The organism is Streptomyces sp. ATCC 21386, from assembly GCF_018728545.1.
Classification (GTDB): Bacteria; Actinomycetota; Actinomycetes; order Streptomycetales; family Streptomycetaceae; genus Streptomyces.
The window spans coordinates 7,821,920-7,848,310 of the sequence record NZ_JAAVVL010000001.1; the positions used below are offsets into that span (position 1 = coordinate 7,821,920).

20 protein-coding genes and 2 pseudogenes are annotated in these 26,391 nt (G+C 72.3%); 12 read left to right on the top strand and 10 right to left on the bottom strand.

The window, feature by feature from the left end:
• Positions 1–12 precede the first annotated feature (12 nt).
• Positions 13–189: pseudogene (locus GWK25_RS44895) on the bottom strand (gamma-glutamylcyclotransferase family protein); the annotation flags it as partial.
• A gap of 184 nt (positions 190–373) precedes the next feature.
• On the opposite strand from GWK25_RS44895, the gene GWK25_RS33560 reads away from it, so the two are divergent.
• Positions 374–2,023: a M4 family metallopeptidase gene (locus GWK25_RS33560; protein ID WP_215455309.1), complete on the top strand. Its 1,650-nt coding sequence runs from the start codon at positions 374–376 to the stop codon at positions 2,021–2,023.
• Positions 2,024–2,057: 34 nt separating this feature from the next.
• On the opposite strand, the gene GWK25_RS33565 is transcribed toward GWK25_RS33560, so the two are convergent.
• The 3 genes from GWK25_RS33565 to GWK25_RS33575 all read right to left on the bottom strand — a co-directional run bounded on the left by GWK25_RS33565 (position 2,058) and on the right by GWK25_RS33575 (position 4,750).
• Positions 2,058–3,002, bottom strand: a complete 945-nt coding sequence (locus GWK25_RS33565) for a TIGR03943 family protein (RefSeq protein ID WP_215455310.1) — start codon at positions 3,000–3,002, stop codon at positions 2,058–2,060.
• Entirely contained in the window at positions 2,999–4,198 is a 1,200-nt protein-coding gene (locus tag GWK25_RS33570; RefSeq protein ID WP_308404377.1) for a permease, read from the bottom strand. The genes GWK25_RS33565 and GWK25_RS33570 overlap by 4 nt, the downstream gene beginning before the upstream one ends.
• 111 nt (positions 4,199–4,309) lie before the next feature.
• Positions 4,310–4,750: an SsgA family sporulation/cell division regulator gene (locus GWK25_RS33575; RefSeq protein ID WP_215455311.1), complete on the bottom strand. Its 441-nt coding sequence runs from the start codon at positions 4,748–4,750 to the stop codon at positions 4,310–4,312.
• Positions 4,751–5,052: 302 nt separating this feature from the next.
• Between GWK25_RS33575 and GWK25_RS33580 the strand changes: the two genes are divergently transcribed.
• A complete protein-coding gene (locus tag GWK25_RS33580; RefSeq protein ID WP_215455312.1) occupies positions 5,053–6,831 on the top strand; it encodes a sigma-70 family RNA polymerase sigma factor in 1,779 nt (592 codons plus the stop codon).
• Positions 6,832–7,027: 196 nt separating this feature from the next.
• On the opposite strand, the gene GWK25_RS33585 is transcribed toward GWK25_RS33580, so the two are convergent.
• Positions 7,028–7,696, bottom strand: a complete 669-nt coding sequence (locus tag GWK25_RS33585) for an NADPH-dependent FMN reductase (RefSeq protein WP_215455313.1) — start codon at positions 7,694–7,696, stop codon at positions 7,028–7,030.
• A 336-nt stretch (positions 7,697–8,032) separates the two neighbouring features.
• On the opposite strand from GWK25_RS33585, the gene GWK25_RS33590 reads away from it, so the two are divergent.
• Together GWK25_RS33590 and GWK25_RS33595 are read left to right on the top strand one after the other, a co-directional pair.
• Positions 8,033–8,563, top strand: coding sequence for a hypothetical protein (locus tag GWK25_RS33590; protein WP_215455314.1), 531 nt, complete (start codon positions 8,033–8,035; stop codon positions 8,561–8,563).
• A 164-nt stretch (positions 8,564–8,727) separates the two neighbouring features.
• Positions 8,728–9,420 carry a class F sortase gene (locus GWK25_RS33595; RefSeq protein WP_215455315.1) on the top strand — a complete coding sequence of 231 codons (693 nt, stop codon included), beginning with the start codon at positions 8,728–8,730 and terminating at the stop codon, positions 9,418–9,420.
• 36 nt (positions 9,421–9,456) lie between these two features.
• Here GWK25_RS33595 and GWK25_RS33600 read toward each other — a convergent pair whose 3' ends face one another.
• The gene (locus GWK25_RS33600) at positions 9,457–10,242 is read right to left on the bottom strand and encodes a TSUP family transporter (protein ID WP_215455316.1); all 786 of its coding nucleotides are present in this window, start codon (positions 10,240–10,242) and stop codon (positions 9,457–9,459) included.
• 490 nt (positions 10,243–10,732) lie between these two features.
• Here GWK25_RS33600 and GWK25_RS33605 point away from each other — a divergent pair, with 490 nt between their 5' ends.
• The 3 genes from GWK25_RS33605 to nirD are packed head-to-tail and all read left to right on the top strand — an operon-like array spanning position 10,733 to position 14,898.
• A complete protein-coding gene (locus GWK25_RS33605) occupies positions 10,733–11,950 on the top strand; it encodes an NAD(P)/FAD-dependent oxidoreductase (protein ID WP_215455317.1) in 1,218 nt (405 codons plus the stop codon).
• Positions 11,951–14,551, top strand: a complete 2,601-nt coding sequence (gene nirB, locus GWK25_RS33610) for a nitrite reductase large subunit NirB (RefSeq protein ID WP_215455318.1) — start codon at positions 11,951–11,953, stop codon at positions 14,549–14,551.
• Complete coding sequence (gene nirD, locus GWK25_RS33615) at positions 14,548–14,898, top strand: nitrite reductase small subunit NirD (protein ID WP_215455319.1); 351 nt, start codon at positions 14,548–14,550, stop codon at positions 14,896–14,898. Before nirB ends, nirD begins: the two co-directional genes overlap by 4 nt.
• A gap of 99 nt (positions 14,899–14,997) precedes the next feature.
• On the opposite strand, the gene GWK25_RS33620 is transcribed toward nirD, so the two are convergent.
• The 4 genes from GWK25_RS33620 to GWK25_RS33635 all read right to left on the bottom strand — a co-directional run bounded on the left by GWK25_RS33620 (position 14,998) and on the right by GWK25_RS33635 (position 19,905).
• Positions 14,998–15,855 carry an isocitrate lyase/phosphoenolpyruvate mutase family protein gene (locus GWK25_RS33620; protein ID WP_215455320.1) on the bottom strand — a complete coding sequence of 286 codons (858 nt, stop codon included), beginning with the start codon at positions 15,853–15,855 and terminating at the stop codon, positions 14,998–15,000.
• A gap of 180 nt (positions 15,856–16,035) precedes the next feature.
• Positions 16,036–16,968 (bottom strand): oxidoreductase, encoded by a 933-nt coding sequence (locus tag GWK25_RS33625; RefSeq protein WP_215455321.1) that lies wholly within the window; start codon positions 16,966–16,968, stop codon positions 16,036–16,038.
• A 241-nt stretch (positions 16,969–17,209) separates the two neighbouring features.
• Complete coding sequence (locus GWK25_RS33630; RefSeq protein ID WP_374200654.1) at positions 17,210–19,234, bottom strand: SulP family inorganic anion transporter; 2,025 nt, start codon at positions 19,232–19,234, stop codon at positions 17,210–17,212.
• On the bottom strand, positions 19,231–19,905 hold the full coding sequence (locus tag GWK25_RS33635; protein ID WP_215455322.1) for a carbonic anhydrase: 675 nt from the start codon (positions 19,903–19,905) through the stop codon (positions 19,231–19,233). The genes GWK25_RS33630 and GWK25_RS33635 overlap by 4 nt, the downstream gene beginning before the upstream one ends.
• A gap of 314 nt (positions 19,906–20,219) precedes the next feature.
• Between GWK25_RS33635 and GWK25_RS43955 the strand changes: the two are divergent.
• The 5 genes and pseudogenes from GWK25_RS43955 to GWK25_RS33655 form a co-directional block, all read left to right on the top strand.
• Positions 20,220–20,579, top strand: a pseudogene (locus tag GWK25_RS43955) (response regulator transcription factor); the annotation flags it as partial.
• Positions 20,580–21,347: 768 nt separating this feature from the next.
• Positions 21,348–21,812, top strand: a complete 465-nt coding sequence (locus GWK25_RS43960) for a winged helix-turn-helix domain-containing protein (RefSeq protein WP_374200706.1) — start codon at positions 21,348–21,350, stop codon at positions 21,810–21,812.
• Positions 21,809–23,458 carry a HAMP domain-containing sensor histidine kinase gene (locus GWK25_RS33645; RefSeq protein ID WP_215455324.1) on the top strand — a complete coding sequence of 550 codons (1,650 nt, stop codon included), beginning with the start codon at positions 21,809–21,811 and terminating at the stop codon, positions 23,456–23,458. Before GWK25_RS43960 ends, GWK25_RS33645 begins: the two co-directional genes overlap by 4 nt.
• A 345-nt stretch (positions 23,459–23,803) precedes the next feature.
• The gene (locus GWK25_RS33650; protein WP_215455325.1) at positions 23,804–24,964 is read left to right on the top strand and encodes an alkaline phosphatase PhoX; all 1,161 of its coding nucleotides are present in this window, start codon (positions 23,804–23,806) and stop codon (positions 24,962–24,964) included.
• Between the two features lie 86 nt (positions 24,965–25,050).
• On the top strand, positions 25,051–26,385 hold the full coding sequence (locus tag GWK25_RS33655; protein WP_215457788.1) for a glycosyltransferase: 1,335 nt from the start codon (positions 25,051–25,053) through the stop codon (positions 26,383–26,385).
• Positions 26,386–26,391 lie beyond the last annotated feature (6 nt).

Sequence of the window (26,391 nt, forward strand, 5' to 3'; positions counted from 1 at the left end):
TGTCGCGGCTTCCGTCGCGTCCGCGGCTCCGTCGCCGAGGAGTTCGACCGCGTACGGGTAGCCAGGGCCGTCGTAGAGCGCCATGCCGCGCATCCGGGCCGGGGCCTCCGCGATGGTGCGGCCGCGCAGGAAGAGGTCGTGGTTGGGCTCGCCGGGGCGGAGGGTGCCGTAGACGAATATGGGGAGCACCGTTCTCGTCTCTCCTCTGCAGGGGGAGTCGGGACTCTTTGCAGAAACGATTCTCACCCCTCACACATCCCCCAGCCGACGCCCTGGACTGCGCCTGTCATGCCCACTTAAATCTGACAGATCCATGGTCGGGCCGACGACCACCGTCACCCCTCGCCCCTCGCCCCTCGTTCCTGGGAGACAGATGCGCCGAGTACGGCATCTCCGACGTCCGCGCCTCGCCACCACCGGCATCGCCGCCACGGCCGCCGCGCTGTTGGCCGCGACGCTCACCCCCACCGCAGGGGCCGCCGACAGACCGACTCGGAGCACCGCGATCGCCCGAGCCGCCGAGGTCCTGCGGGACCGCGCGACGAGCCTGGGGCTCACCGCCGCCCAGGGGACCACCGTACGGGACGTGATCGTGGACGCGGACGGCGCGCAGCACGTGCGCTACGACCGGACCTACCGCGGACTCCCGGTGCTCGGCGGCGACTTCGTCGTCCATCTCGCTCCCGGCGGCGCGTTCCGCGGTGCGGACCGGGCGTCGACCCGCGCCCTCGACCTGCCCGGCGTCACTCCCACGGTCAAGGCGCCCCGGGCGGCCGACCTCGCCGCCGCCGCGCTGCGCGCCGCGAACGTCGGCGAGACGCTGCGCGGGCTGACGTCAGAGCCCCGGCTGGTCGTCGACGCCCTGCACGGCACCCCCCGGCTGGCCTGGCGGACGGAGTCGCTCGCCCAGGACGAGGCGGGCAACCCGGTGGCCCGTACGGTTCTCACGGATGCCACGACGGGCAGGCAGATCGACGCCTGGGACGTGCTGGAGAGCGCCGCGGGCGACGGTGAGTCGCTCTACGGCGGCACGGTCCCGCTGGAGACGACCGCCTCGGGCTCGACGTTCCAGCTCAAGGATCCCACCCGCGGCGGCACATACACCGGTGACGCCGCGAACCGGACCGACCTGTGCCTCCTCGGGATCTGTGTCCGGCGCGCCCCCGCGACGCTCTTCACCGACGCCGACAACCACTGGGGCACGGGCACGGCCGCGGACCGCGCATCGGCGGCCGTCGACGCGCAGTACGGCACCGACACCACCTGGGACTATTACAAGGACGTCCACGGCCGGAACGGCATCGCCGGCGACGGCCGGGGCTCGTACAACCGCGTCCACTACGGCAACGGCTACAACAACGCCTTCTGGGACGACAGTTGCTTCTGCATGACGTACGGCGACGGCGACGGGAACCTGCTCGGGCCGCTCGTCTCACTGGACGTGGCCGGTCATGAGATGACCCACGGTGTCACCTCGGCGACGGCCGACCTGACGTACTCGGGCGAGCCGGGCGGCCTCAACGAGGCCACCTCGGACATATTCGGCACGCTCGTCGAGTTCCACGCGGACAACGCCGCCGACCCCGGGGACTGGCTCGTCGGCGAGAAGATCGTCCGCCCGGGCTTCGGGAAGCCGGCACTCCGTTTCATGGACCGGCCGAGCAAGGACGGCTCGTCGGCGGACTGCTGGAGTCCGGCGGTACGGAACCTGGACGTCCACTACTCCTCCGGCGTCGCCAACCACTTCGCCTACCTCCTCGCGGAGGGCAGCGGCACCCGGACCATCGGCGGGGTCGCGCACTCCGGCACCACCTGCGACGGCTCGACGGTGACCGGCATCGGCAAGGAGAAGCTGGGAGCGATCTGGTACCGGGCACTGACCGTCTACATGACCTCGTCCACGGACTACGCAGGGGCGCGTACGGCCACGCTGAACGCGGCCCGCGACCTGTACGGGGCGGGAAGCGCGGAGCACTCCGCGGTGGCGGCGGCTTGGAGCGCGGTCTCGGTGGCGGCGACCTGAGGGGCGGTCAGGCTGTAGGTCCCCGGGGGTTGGGTCAGCGGGTGGGGGTGAGGGCGTCGGCGTATGCGTTGGGGGGACGGGGGACCTTCTTGACCGCGTCGGCGTCGACGGCCGCCTCGGCGGAGCTCGTGCCGAGGGTGCCGGAGGAGTGCCAGGTGCCGGTGAGGGTGACCCAGGTGTCGGCGGGCGGGGGCGGGGCGCCGTGGACGCGCACCTTCACGAACTGGGCGTCGGCCGCGCAGCAGCTGAAGATGGCGCGGGTCAGGTACCAGGTGTCCGTCCCGTCGTCTCGGCTGTCCCCGCCACTCCCGCCACTCCCGCCGTTCCCGGCGTTCCCGGCGGACGTGCCCTTGTCAGGGGTGACGAAGCCCGTCATCTCGACGGTGCGGCCGTCGATGGCCCGGTCGCGGTCCTGCTGCACCCGGCGGGTGAAATCGGTGAGGGTGATCGGGAGCGGTGAGGTCTTCGGCAGCGGGTCGAAGTCGTCCTGGTCCGTGACCGCCACCGCCTTGGGTGCCTCCCTGGACGCGGTGTACGCGCCGATGGCCGGCGGGGCGTAGAAGAGCAGGCTCAGCGCGGGGAGGAGCAGGAGCCAGGCGACCCGGGGTGGGGTGGAGTGGTCGTGGTCGTGGTCGTCCGGGGTGGTATCTGTGTCGGCGTCTGCGTGGGGGTCGGGTCCGGCGTGGGTGCCGGTGGCTGTATCGGCGTCACCGCGTATGCCTGTGCCTATTGCGGTGACGGTGCCCACACCGGGGTCGGTGGCTGTGCCGGTGCCGGCTTTCCGTTCGTCCTTTTCTCGCGGTCTCCACAGTGACCAGGCCTCCGCCGTGCCCAGGGCGAGGAGCAGTGCGCCCGAGGCCACGAGGAGGGGGTACATGCCCTGCTTCACGTATCTCAGGTAGTCGTCGGTGACGAGGGTCGCGTGCAGGAGGCCGAGGCCGCTGAGGAGGAGCAGGAGCGCCTGGAGGGGTCGTTTCACAGGAGTACGGCTCCGATCAGCGCGCTGCACAGGATCGCGACGACGACCGTCGCGGCGGAGAAGCGGACCGCGAAGGCCCGGCCGAAGGTGCCCGTCTGCAGGGCGATCAGCTTCAGGTCGACCATGGGGCCCACCACCATGAAGGTCAGCCGCGCGGTGGGTGAGAAGCCGGTGAGGGACGCGGCGACGAAGGCGTCCGCCTCGGAGCACACCGAGAGGAGGATGGCGAGCCCGGCGAGGAACAGCACCGACAACCACGGCGAATCGGCGAAGGTGTCGAGCACGGTGCGCGGGACGAGCACATTGAACGTGGCCGCCGCCATCGCGCCGACGACGAGGAAGCCGCCCGCGTGCAGGAAGTCGTGCTGAAAGCCGGTGCGGAACTCGTTCCAGCGGCTCCCCCCGGGGCGGTGTCCCGTGTGCCGCGCGACCGGCTTGAGCCACTCCGCGCGCCCCAGCCAGAGCCACAGCCAGCCCATCGCGGCGGCGGTGACGAGGGAGGCGAGCAACCGGGCCAGCACCATGGCGGGGCTGCCGGGGAAGGCGATGGCCGTGGCGATGAGGACGATCGGGTTGATGGCCGGGGCGGAGAGGAGGAACGCGAAGGCCGCGGCCGGGTCGACGCCCCGGCGGATCAGGCTCTGCGCGACCGGCACCGAGGCGCACTCGCAGCCGGGCAGCACGACCCCGGCGGCACCGGCGACCGGGACCGCGAGCGCCGTCCTCTTCGGCAGCACCCGGGTGAACACGCGCGCCGGGACGAATGCGTTGATGGCACCCGACAGGGCCGTCCCGAGCAGCAGGAACGGCAGCGCCTGCACGGTGATGGAGAGGCACACGGTCCGCCACGCCTGTACCGCCGGCTGCTCCATCCCCCGCCCCACCACGAACAGCACGACACCGGGGACGAGGGCCGCGCCGAGGAGCAGCAGGGGCCAGTGACGGGGCCAGGGGTTCTCGGCGTTATCGGGGTTCTCGACGTTATCGGGGTGGTGGGCGTGTTCGGGGTTCTCTGAGTTCCCGGGGTTGTCGGAGTTCTCGGGGCGCTCGGAGTTCTCGGGGCGCTCGGAGGTGGCGGGGCGCTCGGAGGTGGCGGCGTTCAGGTGTGTGCCGGCGTCGGTGTCATCGGCCTCCGCCCCGGCGAAGGCCGCTTCCGCGGTGGTGCTGTTCGAGGTCCTGCTCACGCCCTCGGTCACGGTCTTTCCCCCAGCCCTGTCCGACCGGCCGGTTCTGCTGTCGTCTGCATGTGCCCACTCCGAATATCCGGACGATCGGATCGAACATAGCGGGCGCTCCGGGTCGACGCGTCAGACCCCACCCAGCAGAGACGTCAGACCGTCGTCGAGCGCCGGTTCCAGGTCCTCGCCGCCGAGCGCGACGACGGCGTACGAGCGGTGCAGGAAGCGACGGAGCGAGGGGGTGTCGAAACGGATCATCGCCATGCCGTGCGGTGAGTGGAGTTCCACGACGGTGTGCGACGGGCCGCAGGGCCACAGGTGCACGTCGCCGATCCCGGCCGGGCCGGTCAGCCCCTCCGCGAGAAGCGTGCGGGCGAACGCCCACGTCACGTCGGCGCCGTCGGCGGAGGAGCCGGACGGGAAGTCGATGTGCACGGCGAAGGGGTCGTCGGGGGTGTAGCGCAGGGTGGTGCGTACCGGGATCTCGTCGTAGCCCGGGGTGATCAGGCGGGCGCGGGCGCTCTGTTCCAGGGCGGGGGGCGTCGGGCGGGCGGGCCGGGCGGGGGGCATGGGCGGTCTCCAGTTCGGGCGCTTCAGGTGGGTCGTCAGGCATGTCGGCACTGCGGAAGCCGCGGATGCTTCAGCGGCCGCGGGTACTTCGGATGCTCGGATGTCGTGGGTTCATGCGTTCGTCAGATGCTTCTTCGGGCGATACGCCCTGTCGACCGCGCCAAGCCCCCATGTATTACGCCGCTTTCGAAGTTACCCGCTGTGACGCGCGTCACTTTGCGTGATTGCTTGAGATTTTTGTCATCTCCACATACAAAATCGTCGTCATTCCATCCATAGGCGACTGGAGAGCGTTTCCCGCCATGACCGACGGCCTGTCCGGGTCCGCGACCGCCGCGTACACCCGCATCTACGAGGAACAGCATCCGCGCCTGGTCGCGTACGCGCGCTCCCTCACCCGCAACTCCTGGACCGCCGAGGATCTCGTCGCCGAGGCCCACTTCCGTGTGTGGCGGCGGCTCTCCGGAGGGCACGAGATCGACAACGTGCCCGCCTATCTGATGACGACGGTGCGGCATCTCGCGGCGGCCGTCGGCTCCACCGCGACGCGGGAGACGCCGCTGGATCCGACGGCTCCCGAGCGGGCCGAGGCCGACGTCCGGGTGGCCGACGCCACCGACCCCGCCGAACAGGTCTCCTCCGTCGATCTGTTGGTACGGGTGCTGGGCCAGCTGCCAGAGCGGTGGGTGCAGGCGTTGTGGCTGGCCGAGGCGGAGGGCCAGCCGCTGGAGACGGTCGGACAGCGCATCGGCGCGAAGCAGGGCGCGACGGCGGTGCTGCTGCATCGGGCGCGCGAGGGGATGCGCCAGGCGTTCCTGCGCGAGCAGCCCGGTGCGCCGATCGATCCGGCGTGCCAGGTGCGTTGGGGGCGCATGCCGGCGTATGTGCGCGGTACGGCGACCGCCCGGCAGTCCGAGCAACTGCTCAGCCATGTGGACGTGTGCGACGACTGCCGGGCGCGGCTCGCCGTGCTGATGCGCACGAACGACCGGCTGCCCGCGTTCGTCGGTCCCGCGCTGCTGGTGTTCGTCGTGGGTGGAGGTGGGGGCAAGGTGCTGATGGCCCTCACGGGTGGCTCCGCCGGTACGGCCGCGGTGCTCGGCTCCGCGGGTGGGCACGGGGGTGGCCAGTTGCTGCACGCCGTGCGGCAGGCGGCGAGTGGGGCGCGTGGCACGGGAGGCGTGGGTGGGGTGAAGGTGCCCACCGTCGCGGCGGTCGGAGCGGCCGCCGCTGCCGCGGCGGTCGTGGCCGGCATCGTGCTCGGGCCCCTCGACTCGGGGGCGGGACCCGAGCGCCGCGCGCCGGTCGCGCAGGCGCCCGCGCCGCATCGGCCCGAGGTGGCGTCTCCCGATGTCGTCGAGCACCGGGGAGCGGTTACGGATGCGGTGGTCTCGCCTCGTGTGGAGGGCGCGGGGGGCGGCGGTGGGGGCGTGGGTTCCGGTGAGGAGGAGGGCGGGCTGGAGGTAAGGGCGCCTGAATCGCCGGGGGGTGAGGGATCTGAGGGCGAGAAGCCGAGGGTTGCCGGGCCTGGCGGCGAGAAGCCGAGGGTTGGCGGGCCTGAGGGCGAGGAGCCGGGGGTTGACGAGCCGAGGGTCGAGGGACCGGGAGTTGAACAACCGAGGGTCGAGGAGCCGGCTGGGGCTGGGGTGGAGCCGCCTGCAGAGGAGGCACCGCCTGTGGTGGAACCGCCCGCGGAGGAGGCACCGCCTGCCGTCGAGCCGCCCGCCGAGGAAGCCCCACCCGTCGTCGAACCGCCCGCCGAGGAAGCCCCACCCGTCGTCGAACCGCCCGCCGAGGAAGCCCCACCCGTCGTCGAGCCACCTGCCGAGGAAGCCCCACCCGTCGTCGAACCGCCCGCCGAAGAAGCCCCACCCGTCGTCGAACCGCCCGCCGAAGAAGCCCCACCCGTCGTCGAGCCACCTGCCGAAGAAGCCCCACCCGTCGTCGAACCGCCCGCCGAAGAAGCCCCACCCGTCGTCGAACCGCCCGCCGAGGAGACCCCGCCCTTCCAGGAGCCCGTCGAGCCGTCGCCGGAGGATCCGGAAGGTGGGGGCGGGGGGCCTGGAGGCGGTTGTGGATGACGAGGGGGTGGCGGTGGGGCACGTGGATTCTCGCCCCCGCCGCCCCCACTGTCCCCCCGCCGCCCCCACCCGTCACATCCCGAGAGGCTGCGCCCCTTCGCCTCCCCCGGGCGCCTGTCGTTCGTCCGCGGGTCGGCTGGGGTCCTCGCGTAGTTCCCGGCTCCCCTTTCGGGGCGCGGGCCGTCCTCCCCGGCCCTCAACCCCCGTACGGTCGCCTCTCCTTCGCTTCGCGTAGCGCGTGGCCCCACCAGGAGAGGTGGTTCAGCATCGTCCGGGCCGCCGCGTTCGGGGCGGTCGGCTCATGGAGGCCGCCGGTTTCGTCGAAGGCGGCGTGGGCGTTGTGGAAGGAGACCGTGTCCCGGATCGTGGTCGCGTGGAGTTCCGCGAAGACCTGACGGAGGTGCTCCACCGCGCGGAGGCCTCCTGAGACGCCACCGTAGGAGACCAGGGCCACCGGCTTGGCCCGCCATTCCTCGTAGTGCCAGTCGATGAGGTTCTTCAGGGCCGCCGGGTACGAGTGGTTGTACTCGGGGGTCAGGACGATGAACGCCTCCGCCTCCGCCAGCTTCGGGGTGATCTCGGCCAGTCGCGCCGTGGCCTCGGCGGTCGGCGCGAACGTCGTCGGCAGGTCGGCCTCGGCGACGTCCACCACGTCGACCTCGAAGCCGCCGTGCTCCCGGACCCGGCTCAGCAGCCAGTCGGCGATCACCGATCCGAAGCGGCCGGTGCGGTTGCTGCCGATGACCAGCGTCACCCGCACCGGCGCGGTGGAGAAGGGAACGGGAGGAGGAACGGGCGCGGGCGAGCGCGCGGAGGCGGGAGTCCGGGCGGAAACGGCGTGGGTGGTGTGCGTCGCGGTTTTCATGGGCCTCAGCGTGATACCTCAATGTTGCTTGAGGTCAAGCGGCGCCGGATCGCGCGGCGTTCCCGTACCGGAGGACGGCTCCGCACCCCCGCCCCCAACCCCTCCCCGATCCCCTCGGTCACCCGTTCACACCCCCACCGGTCACCCGGCGCGTTCCTTTTCGGCGCACCCACCGTGCGCACCCCCATGACCTGCCCAAACATCCACCGGTCCGGCTTTCACCGCCCACCCCCTGACACCCATTCACCTCATTTCTGACGCACCATCAGCAAGCGCGCGGGGCGGAGAGCCACTTACCTCGGAAGGGAACGGAGGACTCTCGGAGGAGGCAGCACGATGCGACGTACCGCCCGGCCGCTGGCCACGACCGCGCTCGCCCTCGCCTTCGCGGCCCTCGCCGGCACACCCGCGTACGGCGGTGCGGGCACCGGGCGGCTCGAACTGTCCCCCGCCGGTGTCGTCCCCGGCGACGAGGTCACCGTGCGCACGGCGGCCTGCGGTGCGGACGGTTCCGCCACGGGGGACGCCAGCGCGGTCGGCGCCGGCTCCTTCTCGCTCACCCCGGGCGCGGGGCAGGGGCGGCTCGACGGGCGGTTCGAGGTGCCGCCGAGCGCGCAGCCGGGAACGTACGAGATCATCGCGACCTGCGCGGACGGGACCTCTAGGGTCACCGGCGACCTGGTCGTCTCGCTCACCGGCACGCGGACCGGACAGCCCGCGTATCCGAGGGGAAGTGTGAAGACGGGGGTCGGTGGCGCACTCGGTCCCGACCCCGTGCAGACCGCGGCGGGTGTGGCGGCCCTGGCCGTCGCCGCCGCGGGCGGTACCTGGCTCCTGCATCGCCGGGCGAGAGGCGACGGGATCTGACGGACACCCTCCGCCGTCCGTCCGCCGGTACCGCCGTCCCCTCCTCCCCTCCGGGTCCGACGCCCCTCGACCCGGAGGGGAGGAACAAGGGGCACCAGCCTGCGGCGCGCCCGACGGGGTGCCCGTCGGCCCATGAGGAGGTTGAGGAGGTCGAGGAGGTTTCTGTGCGTCGGCTCGCCAATGCCGTCATAGCCGGGGTCACCGTGGTGGCCCTCTGTTCGGGCGCGTGGTTGCTGCGCAGCGGGACCGCGTCGCACGCGCCGCCGCAGCCGTCGGCCGCGCAGGCCCACAGCCGGTCGAGCGGTGCGTCGGGCACGTCGAGCGGACGGGGCCACGACGGGTCCGCGGCCGCCGCGCTTCCGGCCTCCCCACCCGTCCGGATCCGCGTCCCCTCCCTCCGCGTCGACGCGCCGCTCATGGGACTCGGCCTGACGCCCACCGGCAGCCTCGACGTCCCGCCCGCCGAGAAGGAGAACCTGGCGGGCTGGTACGAGGCCGGTACGACACCGGGTGAGCGGGGCACCGCGATCGTCGCCGGGCACGTGGACAACGCCGATGGGGCCGCCGTGTTCTACCGCCTCGGCGCGCTGCGGCGGGGTGCCACCATCGAGGTGGACCGGCAGGACGGCGGCACCGCACTGTTCACGGTGGACGCGGTGGAGGTGTACGACGCGAGCGACTTCCCCGACGAGAAGGTGTACGGGGCCGCGCCGAGGCCCGAACTGCGGGTCATCACCTGCGGCGGCGGATACTCACGGGCGACCGGTTACCGCGGGAACGTGGTCGTCTTCGCCCACCTCACCGGCAGCCGAGACGCCCACCTCACCGGCAGCCGCGACGGAGACCGCGCCGGCTGATCACCGGCGCCCGCCCTTCCCCCGCAGGTCGGCCTTTCACGCCACCCACTGCTCGTACCCCATCTTCGCCACCAGGGTGAACACGACCGTCAGCAGGACGACACGGACGAAGCCGCTGCCCTTCTTGAGGGCGGTGTGGGCGCCCACGGTCCCGCCGACGAGGTTGAAGACCGCCATCAGGGCCGCCAGTTGCCAGTACACCGTGCCCTTCCAGGCGAAGGTGGCAAGGGCGCCCGCGTTGGTGCAGCAGTTGACGATCTTGGCGGTGGCGGAGGCGCTGACCAGGTCGAGGTGGAGGACGGCGGTCAGGGCGAGGACCAGGAACGTGCCGGTGCCGGGGCCGACGAGGCCGTCGTAGAAGCCGATGCCGACGCCCGCGAGGCCGATCGCGGCGAGGACGCGGCGCGCGGAGACCGGGCCGGTGCCGGGGGCCGTGCCGAAGGAGGGGCGCAGGATCACGAAGGCGCCCACGCCGAGCAGGACCACCATCACGACGGGCTTCAGGACCTCGGTGCTCATGCCGGCGGCCACGAAGGCGCCGGCCGTCGAGCCCGCGAGTGCCGCGAGGCCGATGCGTACGGCGGTTTTCACGTCGACGGGGGTGCGCCGGGCGTACGTCACCGCGGCGCCCGTGGTCCCGACGATGGCGACGGCCTTGTTGGTGCCCAGCGCGTACTGCGCGGCCGAGGCGCCGTTCGGCAGGCCGAGGAGCAGGGCGGGCAGGAGCAGGAGACCGCCGCCGCCCACCACGGCGTCGATCCAGCCGGCCGCGAGGGCGGCCACGCACAGGACGACGACCGTGGTCAGCGATATGTCAGGCATGATCGCGACCCTATGCGGCGAGATGGGTGTGCCGTCCATCGACCTGAGGAACTTCTGAGCTCGGGCGCCCCTCCCCCGCTCCGCCACGGGTCCGTCCCCGGTCCACCGCCGGTCCACCGCCGGTCCACCGCCGGTCCACCGCCGGACCGTCCTCGCTCCACCCCCGGCCCACCGCCAGTCCGCCGCCAGTCCGCCCGGGAATGTTTCGCCGCGGCCCCCGCGCCACGTGACCTACGGCACCGCCCGACGTGACCTACGGCACCGCGGCCCGGGGCGCCCGCGTTCGCCCGCGCCCCGGCCCAGGCTCCCGTATACGCCCGCATGACTCTCGTATCACCAGGTCAGCGCAGTGATCCCGGGTGTCCTCACACCCCACCCGGGCCTTTCGGAAACCCCTCACACACCGCTCGGGGCCATGGGGAGGGCAGCGTTCCTCGCGGGAAACAGATGTGATGCGGTCGGGTAACACCGGCACCGCACGCTCAAGGACATGACCTCGAATGAGCGTGTGGTGGTGATCGGCTCCGGCCTCGCGGGTGTACGTCTCGCCCGGCGGCTGGGAGAGCTCGGCATGCCCGCCACGCTGGTGGGCGAGGAGGAGCACACACCCTACAACCGGGTGCTGCTCGCCGAGGTGCTGGCCGGTCGGTACGCACCCGAGGTCATCGCGTTGCCCGCCCCCGCCGAGCTGACGCGCGGCCGGGTGGTCCGTATCGACCGCGAGATGCGAGCCGTACATCTCGCGGACGGTGCGGAGATCGCGTACGACAGGCTGGTCCTCGCGACCGGTTCGAACCCGGTGCTGCCGCCGCTGCGCGGCCTCTGGGACCCGGAGCGGCACGAGTTCCCCGACGGGGTGCACGCCTTTCGGACCATGGACGACTGCATGCGGCTGTCCGAGGCCGTACGGCCGGGGGCGCGCGCCGTCGTCATCGGGGGCGGGCTCCTCGGGGTCTCCGCCTCCCGCGCGCTCGCCCTGCGCGGCGCCCAGGTCGTTCTCGCCCAGCAGGGCGAGCGACTGATGGAACGTCAACTCGACCCGTCCGCATCCAAGTTGGTGCGCCGACACCTGACCGACCTCGGTGTCGAGGTGCACACCGAGACGCGTGTGCGTGCCGTGCGCAGCGTCGGCGGGACCGTGCGGTCGGTCTCGATGGCCGACGGGTACGCCCTCGACGCGGACCTCGTGGTCATCGCCTGCGGGGTCCACCCCCGAGTGGGTCTCGCCCAGGAGGCGGGGCTCGCGGTGCACAAGGGCGTCATCGTCGACGAGGAGCTGCGCAGCTCCGACCCGCGCATCCACGCCATCGGCGACTGCGCCCAGTTCGAGGGCACGGTGTACGGACTCGCGACCCCCGCGCTCGAACAGGCCGATGTCCTGGCCGAGTTGCTCGCGGGGAACCCGGCCGCCCGGTACACCGGCACCCGCGCCCTGACCCGGCTGACGCTCGCCGGAGCGGACTTCCTCGACCTCGCCGCGTTCGGGGAGCCCGACCCCCTGCCCGGTGACGACGTCATCCAGCTGGCCGACGCCACGCGCGGCACGTACCGCAAGGTCGTCGTCCGCGACGACCGCCTGGTCGGTGGGGTGCTCGTCGGCGAACTCGGCACCGTCGGCGCGCTCGCCCGCGCCTGGGAGGGAGCGGAGCCGCTCCCCGGAAACGGCGCTCCCCTGCTCCACCTGCTCACCAACGATGGAGGCTCCTGAATGTCCGCCACCCTGGGGGCCACCCCCACGATCGTGCTCGTCGGCCACGGCATGGTCGGCCAGCGCTTCCTCGAAGCGCTCGCCGAGCGCGGCCTGACCGCCACGCACCGCGTGGTCGTGCTCTGCGAGGAGCCGCGCCCGGCGTACGACCGGGTGGCGCTCACCTCGTACTTCGCGGGCAAGACGCCCGAGGACCTGTCGATGACCGACATGGAGTTCATCGAGACGCACGGCATCGAGCTGTTCGTCGGCGACCCGGCCGAGACGATCGACCGTGAGTCGAAGAAGGTCACCGCACGCTCCGGGCAGGTCTTCGAGTACGACATCCTCGTCCTCGCCACCGGTTCGTTCCCGTTCGTGCCGCCCGTCCCGGGCAAGGACGCCACGGGCTGCTTCGTCTACCGCACGATCGAGGACCTCCTCGCGATCGAGGAGTACGCGAAGACGGCCGAGACCGGTGCCGTGGTCGGCGGCGGTCTGCTCGGTCTGGAGGCGGCCGGTGCGCTGAAGGGTCTCGGACTCACCTCGCACATCGTGGAGTTCGCGCCCCGGCTGATGCCGGTGCAGGTGGACGACGGCGGTGGCGCCGCGCTGCTGCGCACCATCCAGGACATGGGTCTGTCGGTCCACACCGGTGTGGGCACGCAGGAGATCGTCGTCGACGAGTCCGGCGCGGTCACCGGCATGAAGCTGTCAGACGGCTCCGAACTCGCCACCGACCTGGTGGTGTTCTCCGCCGGCGTCCGCCCCCGTGACCAGCTGGCCCGCGACTGCGGTCTGACGGTCGGCGAGCGCGGCGGCATCACCGTGGACGAGCAGTGCCGGACCGTCGACGACCCGCACGTGTTCGCGATCGGCGAGTGCGCGCTGGCCTCCGACGGGCGGGTGTACGGCCTGGTGGCCCCCGGTTACGAGCAGGCCGAGACGGCCGCCGCGACCATCGCCGCCGACGAGGCCGCCTTCACCGGCGCCGACCTGTCCACCAAGCTGAAGCTCCTCGGCGTCGACGTGGCCTCCTTCGGTGACGCGCACGGCGCGACCGCCGACTGCCTGGACGTCGTGTACTCCGACTCCCGCTCCGGCATCTACAAGAAGCTGGTCATCGGCCGGGACGGCGAGCTGCTCGGCGGCATCCTGGTCGGTGACGCGGACGCGTACGGCACGCTGAAGGCCTTCACCGGATCGGTCCCGCCGGTCTCGCCCGAGTCGCTGGTGCTCCCGGCGGGCTCCGGCGGCGGCGCCCAGCTCGGCCCGTCCGCGCTGCCGGACGACGCGATCATCTGCTCCTGCCACAACGTGTCCAAGGGCGCGATCCGGGGCGCGGTCACCGACCACCAGTGCACGACCGTCCCCGAGGTCAAGAAGTGCACCAAGGCCGGTACGGGCTGCGGCAGTTGCGTCAAGGTCCTCGGCCAGCTCGTCACCGCCGAGCTGGAGGCCGGCGGTGTCGTCGTCGACAAGGGCCTGTGCGGCTGCTTCTCGCAGACCCGCGAGGAGCTGTACGAGATCGTCCTCGCCCTGCGCATCAACACCTACCAGGATCTGCTGGACCGGTACGGCCGCGACGGGGCCAAGGGCGGCGACGGCTGCGAGATCTGCAAGCCGGCCGTCGGCTCGATCATCGCCTCCCTCGCCCCGACCATCGGCGCCAGCGGCTACGTCCTGGACGGTGAGCAGGCCGCGCTCCAGGACAGCAACGACCACTTCCTGGCCAACCTGCAGAAGAACGGCTCGTACTCGGTCGTCCCGCGCATCCCCGGCGGTGAGATCACCCCCGAGGGCCTGATCGTGATCGGTGAGATCGCCCGCGACTTCGGTCTCTACACGAAGATCACGGGAGGTCAGCGGATCGACATGTTCGGCGCCCGCGTCGAGCAACTGCCCGTCATCTGGACCCGTTTGGTGGACGCCGGCTTCGAGTCGGGCCACGCCTACGGCAAGTCGCTGCGCACGGTGAAGTCCTGCGTCGGCCAGACCTGGTGCCGCTACGGCGTCCAGGACTCGGTCCGCATGGCGATCGACCTGGAGCTGCGCTACCGGGGACTCAGGTCCCCCCACAAGCTGAAGTCGGCGGTCTCGGGCTGCGCCCGCGAGTGCGCGGAGGCCCAGTCGAAGGACTTCGGCGTCATCGCGACGTCGAACGGCTGGAACCTCTACGTCGGCGGCAACGGCGGCGCCACCCCGCGCCACGCGGACCTGCTGGCCCAGGACCTCTCCGACGCCGAACTGATCAGGCTGATCGACCGGTTCCTGATGTTCTACATCCGCACCGCCGACCGCCTGGAGCGCACCTCGACGTGGCTGGAGCGGATCTCCGGCGGCCTGGACCACGTCCGGGACGTGGTCGTGGAGGACTCCCTCGGCATCTGCGAGGAGCTGGAGTCCCTGATGGCGGACCACGTCTCGCACTACGCCGACGAGTGGGCCTCCACCATCAACGACCCCGAGAAGCTCGCCCGGTTCGTGTCCTTCGTCAACGCCCCGGACACCCCGGACCCGGTCGTCGGCTTCGTCCCCGAGCGCGGCCAGATCAAGCCCGACCTGCCCCTGCTGTCCATCGGCCTGCGGCCCGCCGATGTCCTGGAAGGAAGCGCCCGATGACCCTCGCCCCCGAGAAGATCGACGTCAAGGTCCAACTGCGGCTGGCGGACGGCTGGTTCACGGTCTGCGACCTGGCCCTGCTGATCCCGGGCCGCGGTGTGGCGGCCCTGCTCCCCGACGGCGAACAGGCCGCGCTGTTCCTCGACCGCGCGGGCAAGCTGTACGCCATCGACAACCGCGACCCTTTCAGCGGCGCCGCCGTCCTCTCCCGGGGCCTGACCGGCAGCCACCAGGGCCGCCCCTTCGTGGCCTCCCCGCTCCTGAAGCAGCGCTTCGACCTGGAGACCGGGCAGTGCCTGGACGACGAGGACGTACGGATCACGGCGTACGAGGTGCGGGCCGCGTAACGCCCCACGGACGGGCCCCGTCCGACCTGGCATCCGCGCGCCGCGCGCGTCGTCGTGCCGGTGGGGGCGGGTTCGCGCGGGCCGCTCCCGGTCGGCGCCTCAGTGGCTGTACCCCTGCACCTCGGCGTAGGAGGGGATGCGGGAGGGGATCTTCGGCTCCGTCGGGCGGCCGTCCCGCACGGCGGTCGCGGTGGTGACGGCCGCGGCGAGGGCGGTGCGGTAGAGCAGCGAGCCGAGGCTGACCCGGCGCACGCCCAGGGCGGTCAGCTCCGGGAGTGTGGGGCCGGTGGGTGTGTACAGGATGTTGAGCGGCACCACGAGGGTGGCGGTCAGCGCGGCGATGGCCTCCGGGTCGGCGAGTCCCGGCACGAACGCCCCGCCCGCACCGGCCCGTTCGTAGACCGCGAGCCGCGTGGCGGTCTCCTCCCGTGCGCGGCCCAGCCAGTGGGTGTCGGTGCGGGCGTTCACGAACAGCCCCGGTACGGCGGCCTTGACGGCGGTGATCTTCGCGGCGTGCGCCTCCACGGGGGTGAGCGTGCCGTCGGGGCGGCCGTCCTCCAGGTTGATCCCGGCCGCGCCCGCCTCGTACAACTCGACGGCCAGGGCGGCCACTTCCTCCGGGTCGTCGCTGAAGCCGCCCTCCGCGTCGACGCTGAGCAGGAACGGGCCCGACCCGAGACGGCGGGTCAGCGCCACGGTCGCGCCGACGGTGGCGGCGGCCCCGTCCGGCAGCCCGAGTGCGGCGGCCACGCCCAGGCTGGTGGTGCCGACGGCCGGGAATCCCGCGGCCGCGAGGGCCGCCGCCGAGGCGTGGTCCCAGGCGTTGGGCAGCAGCAGCGGGACGGATTCGTGATGCAGCCGGGCGAAGGGCGAGAGCGCGGTGTGCGTCCCGGGCGACGCGGCCGTGGGTGGCTGAGGTGCGGGGGGCATGTGTGGTGTGCGGGGTGCGGAGGTCATGGTCCCATGGTGGGGGCGGGACGGTTCGGCGATGGCCGAACCGTCCCCCGCGGCATCGTGAGGGGTACGCGGCACGCGGCCATGGCGAGCCGGGCTGCGGGATCGAGCCGTGGGATCGAGCCGTGGGATCGAGCTGTCGGATCAGGCCGTGGGATCAAGCTGGTGGATCAAGCCGTCGGGTCAGGCCTTCAGCTCGTCGTACGTGATGCCGGTGAGCTGCTCGGACGCGGTCCAGAGGCGTTCGCTCATCCGGTCGTCCGAGGTCCAGGGGGCACGCGGGGACGGGGACGGGGCGCCGCGCCACATCGCGAACGACGGGCCGACGAAGGAGTCGGGGCGTACGGCGGGGGCGGTCGCCGCGTAGAGGGTGGGCAGGGCGCCGTCCTCCGCCGACTGGGCGAAGAAGCGGTTGCCGACCCGCATGAAGCGTTCGACCCCCCTGCGGCCCTCGGCGCTGGGTCCGGCCGTCTGGAGGTTGGTCGACGCGTAACCGGGGTGCGCGGCCGCGGCGATGACCTCCGAGCCGCTTGCCGCCAGGCGCCGGGCCAGCTCGTGGGTGAACAGCAGGTTGGCGGTCTTGGAGCGGCCGTAGGCGAGCCAACGCCCGTACTTGCGCTCGCTGTTGAGGTCGTTCATGTCGATGTTGGCCCGTAGGTGCATCATGCTGGAGACGGTCACGACACGGGCGCCCGGCGTGGCGAGGAGGGCCGGCAGGAGCAGGCCGGTGAGGGCGAAGTGGCCGAGGTGGTTCGTCCCGAACTGCGTCTCGAAGCCGTCGGCCGTACGGCTCCGCGCCACGGCCATCACACCCGCGTTGTTGACGAGCAGATCCAGCCGGTCGCTCGCCTGCGCATAGGCCTCCGCGAACTCCCGCACGGAGCCGAGGTCGCCGAGGTCGAGCCGCATCAACTCGACGCTGCCGTCCGGCACTTCGGAGCTCATCCGCTCCAGGGCGGCGGCGCCGCGCTCCGCGCTCCGACAGGCGAGGACGACATGCGCGCCACGGCGGGCGAGCTCCCTGGCGGCGGCGTATCCGATACCACTGTTGGCACCGGTGACGACGGCGGAACGGCCGCGCTGATCGGGGATGTCACGCACGCTCCAGCCGGTCATGACGCCGCCTTCCCGAGGGCTTCTGGGGCGTTTCCAGCGTAGACCGGGTGGGGGTGTTGCGGGAGGTGCGGCGACGGAGGCTCCGGTGGGTCACTCGGCCTGGCTGAAAGCGAAGCCGGGCGTAGCCCCGGCTTCGCTTTTCAGGGGCGCGGGGAACTGCGCGGCCCGCCCCCACCGGACCCGCACCCGCACCCGCACCCGCACCCGCACCCGCACCCGCACCCGCCAACGAGCCCTCCGCTCACTCCCCCCAATCGCGACCCCGGCGCAACAACGACGGCCGGTCCTCCGGCACCCCCGGCATCGGCCGGGTGTCGAGATAGAACCACTCGGCGTCGGGCCCCGGCCCACCCCCAGCCAGGGCACCGCCCCCCGCCCCGGTCGGCATCGGCCGCCCCGTACCGCCCACCGCCGCCGTACCGACCGTCGCGTAGTCCCACACCTCCGTCGGCACTGGCTCCGGCTCCGGCTGCGCCGCCCCCGTGAACGCCCGCTCCTCGGCCATCGCCCCGTTCGGCTCGGCGGCCGCAGGCGACTTCGTGAGGTCCGGCATCAGCAGTTCCACCCGCAGGCCCGCCCCCCGCTGCTGCGCCACGAACTCCTCGATCTGGCTGCGGCAGGCATGGTCGAGGTGGGTCACCCCGAGCAGGTCCAGCCGGATGCGCGGCTTGCCGGAGGCGGCAGCGCCCTCCAGCGCGTCGATCAGCTTCGGCAACCGCAGGAACGTCGCGTTGCCCGCCATGACGACCTTCGCCGTGTCGTCCTCGATGTGCTGCCGGATCACCGTCTGCGACATCCGCAGCGCGGCCAGCACCACCCCCGCGGCCAGCCCGAACAGCACCCCTTCGAGCAGTGCCGTCGCCGTGATGACCAGCGTGGTCAGCGTCATCACCGCGAACTCGCCCCGGTCCTGCCGCCACATCTTCGGGAACTGCTCCGGCGCGAACAGCTTCCACCCGCTGTGCACGAGGACACCCGCGAGCACCGAGATCGGGATCAGCGCGAGCACCTGCGGCAGCAGCAGCGCGAAGGCGAGCAGCCAGAGGCCGTGCAGCGTACGGGAGAGACGGGTCTTGGCACCGGCCTGAACGTTCGCCGAGCTCCGCGCCACGACCGCCGTGATGGGCAGCGCGCCGAGGAGGCCGGCGACGGTGTTGCCCGCGCCCTGGGCGATGAGCTCGGTGTTGTACCGGGTGCGCGGACCGTCGTGCATCCGGTCCACGGCGGCGGCGGTGAACAGACTCTCCGCCGACGCGATCACGGTGAAGGTGAGGATCGCCGTGATGACCCCGGCGCCGGCCAACCCGGACAGCTGCTCCGGCCCCGGCACGTCCACGGACGCCAGCAGATTGCCGACCTGGAGAGTCTTCACCTCGACGCCCGGCAACGAGGCGACCGCGATACCGATACCGACGGCCACGAGCGCGGCCGGGATCTTCCTGACCGGCCCCGGCACCTGCTTCCAGACGAAGCTCAGCACGATCGTGACGATCCCGAGCCCGGCCGCGATCAGGGCCTGCGGGTTCGTCACGGTGTCGGCGATCAGTCCGGGGACGCCCGCCATGTTGTCCAAGGGAGTCCCCGGCGCCTTGGCGTCGGACATCGGGTAGAGCTGGCTGAACATCAGCGGCAGTCCGATGCCTGCGAGCATGCCCTGCACGACGGCGATGGAGATCGCCTGGAACATCCGGCCCAGTTTCACCAGGCCCAGCACGATCTGGAGGAGGCCGGAGAAGAGGACGATCACGCCGAGCATCGCGACGCCGAACTCCATGACGGTCTCCGCGACGAGCGCCGCGAGCCCGGCCGCCGGGCCGCTGACCTGGAGGGTGCTGCCCCTCACCGCGCCGACCACCAGACCGCCGATCACCCCCGAGATGATGCCCAGCTCGGCGGGTACGCCGGAGGCCACGGCCACGCCGATGCACAGCGGCAGCGCGACCAGGAAGACGACTAGGGACGCGGTGATCTCCGTACCGAAGTCGATGCGCCCGGCGGAGGCCCTGGTGCGGGAACGCTCGGGCCCGGAGGGCGGATGGTTCTGGCCCGCATGATCCCGGCCAAGGGGGTCCCGGCCCAAGGGCTCGGGGGCGGTCCACTCCGTCGGTGCACCGTTGTCCGGAGCGAACTCCGGGGCGTAGTCCGGGGCGTAGGGGGGCGGGTCAGGTACGTATCCGGGTAACCCGGGTCCGCCGCTTCGGCCGTTCCTGTGGGACCGGTGGGCGCCGCCTCCCGCCCCGGTCCGGCGTCCGTGCGCCCCGCTCATGAACCGTGCACCTGGAAGTCGCCGTCCGCGTCGAGTTCGTGCACCTGGCCGGTGTCGATCTCGTAGTACCAGCCGTGCAACCGCAGCCGTCCGGCGTCGAGTTGCTGCCGGGCGACCGGGTAGTCCCGCAGGACGGCCAGCTGATTGCGGATGTTGAGCTGGACGACCTCACGCAGGGAGGGATCCTCGGACGAGGCACTGTCCCTGCCGGCGCCGTCGCTACTGGTGCCGTCCCTTCCGGTGCTTTCGCTGCCGGTGGCATCCCCCAGGACCGGTTCGAGCGCGGGCCGGGCGTAGTCGAGCCAGGCGTCCACCCGGGGCAGCCCGGACAGGTCGGCGCCGTACTTCAGCGCGCCCATCGCACCGCAGTGGGAATGGCCACACACCACGATGTCCTGAACGCCGAGCACCTCCAGCGCGTACTCGATGGTGGCGGCCTCGCCGGAGGCGGCCCCGTACGCGTCGTGCGGCGGCACGATGTTGCCCGCATTTCGCAGCTCGAATATCTCACCGGGCCGCGCCCCGGTGATCAGCGCGGGAATCACCCGCGAGTCCGAGCAGGTGATGAACAGCGCCTCGGGAAATTGCCCTACGGCGAGTTTTCGGTATTCGTCGCTCTCGAAGTCGACCCGCCGTTTGAACGACCGGGCGCGATCCAGCAACGCCTTCATCGTGCCTCCCTGTACTGGTTCCGAGCTGTTCCAGCCTGCTCTGACCTGTCCTGACCTGGACTGACCTGCCTTGACGACCGTAGAGGGGCGATGACCAGAGGAAGGTTAAGCGAACACTAAAACGACGCCAGATTTTCCACAGATTTCAGCCAGGAAGCCCTCCGCCGCAGGTCGGGCGACCGAATACAAGCGGTTTCTGAGGGCCATTTCACAATGCTCTGGATTCCCTGCACAGAGCTGTTCGTACTCTTGTAGCGTTGCGCCCCACAGCACGGCTCTCGTGTTGTCCCGACTTTCTGGAGAGACAGGCGGCCATGGGCGTACGAGTGCTGCTCATCGAGGACGACGAGACGATCGCCGAACCGCTCGCCGACGGGCTGCGGCACTTCGGCCTGACGGTCCACCACGTGGCCACCGGCACGGACGGGTTGAGAGGTCCGCACGGCGATGTCGTCCTACTGGACCTCGGACTGCCCGACATGGACGGCATCGACGTCTGCCGCGGGATCCGCCGGACCTCCGACGTCCCCATCATCATCCTCAGCGCGCGCGGCGAGGAGGCCGACCGTGTGCTGGGCCTGGAACTCGGCGCCGACGACTACCTGGCGAAACCATTCAGCATCCGGGAACTGGTCGCCCGGATACGGGCGGTGTCCCGCCGCCACCAGCGCCCGAGTGGCGGAGCGACGGGCGGGGGCGCGGGCGGGACCATGGGCCGCGAGGTGGTGGCCGGGGTCGTGGTGGCCGAGGCGGGGGTCGGGAGGCCGGCCGGGCCGGAGGAACCAGCCGGGGTCGGGTCCGGGACCGGGCTCGGGCTCGGGCTCGGGCGGGGAGCCGGGCCCGGGGGTGCGGCCGAGTTCGAGTCCATGGCCGGGAGTTCGACTTACGGCAGTTGGTCGGCGCCCGCACCAGAGCCCGGGGCGCACGGGGAGTCGGCGGCGGACGGAGAGTCGGCAGCCGGGGACGGCTACGGGGGCAGGCGCCGGGCCGGGAGCCGTTTCGGGGCGGACAACGACTTCGCGTCCGTCGGGGACTCCGAAGCCGACACCCCCTATCGGGCAGGGGTCGGCGGAACAGGCGGAACAGAAGGAACAGCCGCTGTCGGAGCCCCAGGTGGAGCCGGAGGAACGGGGGGAGTCGGAGCCGGAGGAGCGGACGGCATCCGAGGAGCGGGCGGGGTCGGAGGAACTGGCGGCTTCGGAGGAGCGGGTGGCGTCGGTGAAGGCGGTGGCGCCCAGTACGACTGGTCGGCCCCGTACGAGACGCCGGCGCACGGGACGCCCACGTACGCCGACCGGACGCAGAACGCGCCCACCGTCGGGAGCCCCGCGACCGGCGCTTCCGCCCTGGGCGGCCCGGCGTACCGCACTCCGGCGTACGGCAGCCCGGTCCACGAGCCCCCGGTCTACGAGCCCCCGGTCTTGGCGCCCTACGAGCCCCCCATGTACGAGCAGGCGCCGCCCGCACCCCGTGCCCCTTCCGGCGGCGCGGCGGCCGACGTCGGTGCGGCCCCGCCGCCCGGCCCCCTCGTCGTGGACCGGCGGACCCGGCAGGTGTGGGTGGGCGAGGTCCCGGTCGCGCTGACGCCCAAGGAGTTCGAACTGCTGGCGCTGCTCACCGAGGACCCGGGCGCGGTGTACTCCCGGCAGCAGATCCTCAACCGCGTCTGGGACGACCACTACCAGGGCCCGACCAAGACACTGGACGTCCATGTGGCCACCCTGCGGCGCAAGTTGGGCGACCCGGCGTGGATCCAGACCCTGCGCGGGGTGGGCTTCCGGCTCGCCGTTCGCGCCCCGGGGCCGGGACAGGCGAACGGTGGCGGGCGCGGACCGGGGACGAGGTCCGCGACGGAGTCGAGGGCGGGCACGGGGAGGCATCGCACACCGGAGGCCAGGGCGTCATGACCCGACGTCTGCTGCTGAGTTACCTCAGTCTCGCCGCCCTGGTCCTGCTCGGTCTGGAGATCCCGCTGGGCTTCGTCTACTCCCGGGCCGAGCGCGAGCGGATCGTCAACTCGGCCAACGACGAGGCCGAGTCGGTGGCCGCGTTCGCCGCGCTGTCGCTCGCCGCGCACCGCCCGGACGAACTCGCCGAGCGGGCCAGACACTGCGCCCAGCGCATCGGCGGGAAGGTCGTCATCGTCGACGCGGACGGTGAACTGCTGGCTTCCTCCCACTCCTTGTCCGCCGAGGAGAAGCGGTCCCTCGCCTCACTCCCCGAGATCTCCGCCGCACTGCGGGGCCGCGCCACCACGGACGTACGGACCACGACGACGGGCGGTGTCCACCACCTGTCCGTGGCGGCCCCGGTGGGCCACGCGACGGCGGACAGCGACTCCGGCACCGACTCCGACACGGATCCCGACCGGGACCCCGACTCCGGCCCGGGAGGCGACGCGGGCTCGGAGAGCGACTCGGGTATCGCCTCGGTCTCGTACACGCGGCCCGTCTCGGAGCCCGGTCGGGAAACGGGCGCGTCGGCGCAGGGTGCCGTGCGCATCACGCTCCCGACCACGATGGTGCACGCCCGCGTGTTCGCGGTCTGGCTGCTGCTGGCGCTCGCCGGACTCGCCGTGCTCACCGGCGTCGCCGCCGTGGCGTTCGCGTTCGCGCGCTGGACGGGGCGCCCCATCCGGCAGTTGGAGGAGGCCACGCACCGGCTGGCCGAGGGCGGTACGGCGACCAGCGTGGTGGTCACCTCGGGTCCGCCGGAGGTACGGAGTCTCGCGGCGGCCTTCAACACGACCGCGGCCCGCCTCGAACATCTGCTGGCCTCGCAGCGGGCGTTCGCCGGTGAGGCGTCGCACCAGCTGAAGACCCCGCTCGCGGCCCTGCGGCTACGGCTGGAGAACCTGGAACCGGACATCGCCCGACGCGCCCGGCCGAGCCTCGACGCCGCCGTCACCGAGACCGACCGGCTGGCCCGGATGGTCGAGGGGCTGCTGGCGATGGCCCGCCTGGAGGAGTCGGCGGCCATCCCGGCCCCGGTCGACCTGGGGGCGATCTGCGTGGAACGGCACCGTACGTGGGGGCCGTTGTTCGAGCGCGAGGGGGTCTCCCTGGTCCTCTTCGCGGGTGTGGTGGGTCCGGTGACGGCCGTTCCCGGAGCCGTGGAGCAGATCCTCGACAACCTCCTCTCCAACGCCCTGCGCGCCTCCCCGGCGGGCAGCACGGTCACCATCGAGCTACGGCTCCTCGTCCCCGCCCGCCGGGCACTGCGCGACGCCCGGCCCCACTGGGTCGACCTGCATGTCACCGACGAGGGTCCCGGTATGACGGCGGAGCAGCGCGCCCGCGCGTTCGACCGCTTCTGGCGCGCCCCCGGCGCGCCCAAGGGCGGCACCGGGCTGGGCCTCTCCCTGGTCCAGCGGCTCGCCCACGCCAGTGGCGGTGAGGTGACGCTGCGGGAGGCGGCCACGGGCGGCCTGGACGCGGTCGTCCGCCTGCCGTCGGCCGAGCCGCCGGGACCGGTCCACGGCCACGGCCACGGCCACGGGTTCGGCGGCCGTCCCGGGCAACGGCGCCGCGAGGCACCGCCGCTACCGGCCTGAGCGAAGGCCACGCAGGAGCCGGGAACCCGTCAACGAACACCCGGCTTCCAGACACACTGCCTCAGACACCCGGCGTTCAGACACCCGGCGTTCAGACACCCGGCGTTCAGACACCCGGCCGCACGGACTCGCGGACACCGGCCGCACGGACTCGGGGGACACCGGCCACACGGACTCGGGGACACCGGCCACACTCGCTCACGGACACCCTGACGCACTCGCTCGCGGACCCGTGTCGTCACGTGTTGTCCATGCACCGTCAATTCCGCTCCTCTAGGTTCCATCAGCGCGCGACCCCGCCGCCGACCGTGCGGCGGGCCGGCTAAGGCATCCCTTGGAGCGACTGTGGAACGTCGTACTCTCCTGCGCGCGGCCGTACTCGGCGGCACGTCGACCGTCCTCGGCGGCACCCTGTGGCGTGGCGCCGCGTACGCCGCGCCCGCCCAGCCCAGTCCCGGCCCCTACGGGGCGCTCGGCTCGCCGGACGCCAACGGCATCCGGTTGCCGAGCGGGTTCACGAGCCGGGTGATCGCCCGCTCCGGCCAGAGGGTCCCCGGTACGTCGTACACCTGGCACAACGCCCCCGACGGCGGCGCCTGTTACGCGGACGGCAGCGGGTGGATCTACGTCTCCAACTCGGAGATCAATCCGTCCGGGGGTGCGAGCGCGGTGCGCTTCTCGTCGACGGGCGCGGTGACGTCGGCGTACCGGATCCTGTCCGGCACACGCCAGAACTGCGCCGGCGGGCGGACGCCCTGGAACACCTGGCTGTCCTGCGAGGAGGTGGACCGGGGCTATGTCTACGAGACGGACCCGTGGGGCACCAGGGCGGCGGTCCGCCGGGACGCGATGGGCCGTTTCAAGCACGAGGCGGCGGCCGCCGACCCCATCCGGGGTGTCGTCTACCTGACCGAGGACGTCTCCGACGGCTGCTTCTACCGCTTCCGGCCCACGACCTGGGGCGACCTGTCGTCGGGCACGCTGGAGGTGCTGGTGGCCGGTACCGCCACCAGCGGGCCGGTGACCTGGTCCCGGGTCCCGGACCCCACCGGCGCCACCGCCACCCGTAACCAGGTGTCCGGCGCCAAGCGCTTCAACGGCGGCGAGGGCTGCCACTACGCCGACGGCACCTGCTGGTTCACGACCAAGGGCGACAACCGCGTCTGGCAGTACGACGCCGCCGCGCAGACCATCGAACTCGCCTACGACGACTCGCTGGTCACCGGCGGAACGGCACCGCTGACCGGGGTCGACAACATCACGAGCACCAGCTCGGGAGACCTCTATGTCGCCGAGGACGGCGGCAGCATGGAGATCTGCCTCATCACCCCGAACGACACCATCGCCCCCTTCCTCCGCGTGGACGGCCAGTCCGCCTCCGAGATCACCGGCCCCGCCTTCTCCCCCGACGGCCGCCGTCTCTACTTCTCCAGCCAGCGCGGGACCAGCGGCAGTTCATCGGGCGGGATCACCTACGAGGTGACGGGCCCTTTCCGGTCCGCGTAAACGGAAATCGTCGCCGCCGGAAATATCGAACTCATTACCACACCAGACTAGTTCGATTTTCCTTCTGCTAGGTTCAGCGCGTGGTCATGCCCAATGAATGGGAGCCGGAGAGCCTCGCGGTCGGCACCCGCCCCCGCAAGGTACTTCTGGCGGCATGCGGTACCCGCGGGGATGTACAGCCTTTTCTCGCATTGGCCGTGGCGCTGCGCCGCCACGGCCAACAGCCGTTATTGGCGGCCCCTTCCGCTTATGCGGCCGAAGCAGCCGCGTACGGCGTCGATTTCGCCGCGATCGACGACGGGCCGACCCGCATCCTCGACGAGACGACGACCCGGAGAATCATCGACGGCGGCCTCATGGGCGTGCGGGGAAAGATCGCGGCCGCGCGGACCGTGGCCCGGCTGAGACAGCTGATGGTCGCCCCGCTGCGCGACGTGGCGGCCATCGCGCACGACCACGGGGACGTGGCGGCGGTGGTGCATTCGGCGGCGTTCCCCGTCCAGCACGTCGCCGACATGCTGGACGTACCCGCCGTCGTGGTGGCGCTCCAGCCGGGCTGGATCCCCACCGCCGCCTTTCCCTGCCCGCTGCTGCCGCTCCCCCGGGTGCCGCGCTTCCTGAACCGGAGCACGTACGCCCTGGTCACGGCTGCCCAGCGGTCCCGTGAGGTGGAGCGCTGGCGGAGGAGCGAACTGGGGCTGGCCCCCCGTCGGCACGGTGCCCGGCGGTGGCTGCGGGACCCCGAGGGCCGTCGGCGCCCGGTGCTCCAGCCGTTCAGCCGGCACATCACCCCGGTCGACCCGGCGTGGGGCGACGCCGTACGCACCACGGGTTTCTGGTACCTGCCCGCACGCCCCGACTGGACGCCGCCGAGGGAGTTGAGCCGGTTCCTGGACGAGGGTCCGCCCCCCGTCTACATCGGTTTCGGCAGCATGGCCGGCACCCGGGCCCGCCGGAACCACGCCCTGGTCACCGAGGCGATCCGCCGCACCGGTGTACGTGCCGTCGTCGCGACCGGCTGGGGCGGCATCGGCGCGCCGGGCAGGAACTCCGCCCCCCTGCCACCGAACATGCTGGTGATCGAAGAGGCCCCGCACGACTGGCTCTTCCCGCGCACGGCCGCGATCGTCCACCACGGCGGCCAGGGCACGGTCGGGGCCGCCCTCGCCGCGGGCCGCCCTCAAATCCTGTGCCCGCACATGGGCGACCAGACCCACTGGTCCGCCCGTATGCGAGCACTGGGCGTCGCCCCCGCCCCCCTCACCGCCCGCACCCTCACCGCGCCCCGGCTCGCGGAGGCGATCACGACGGCGGTGACGGACCGTCACCTGGCGCACAGGGCGACCGAGATCGCCCGCCTCGTCCGGGCCGAGGAGGGTGTGGACGCGGCGGTGAATTCCCTGCTGACACACGTCATTTGATCCGGA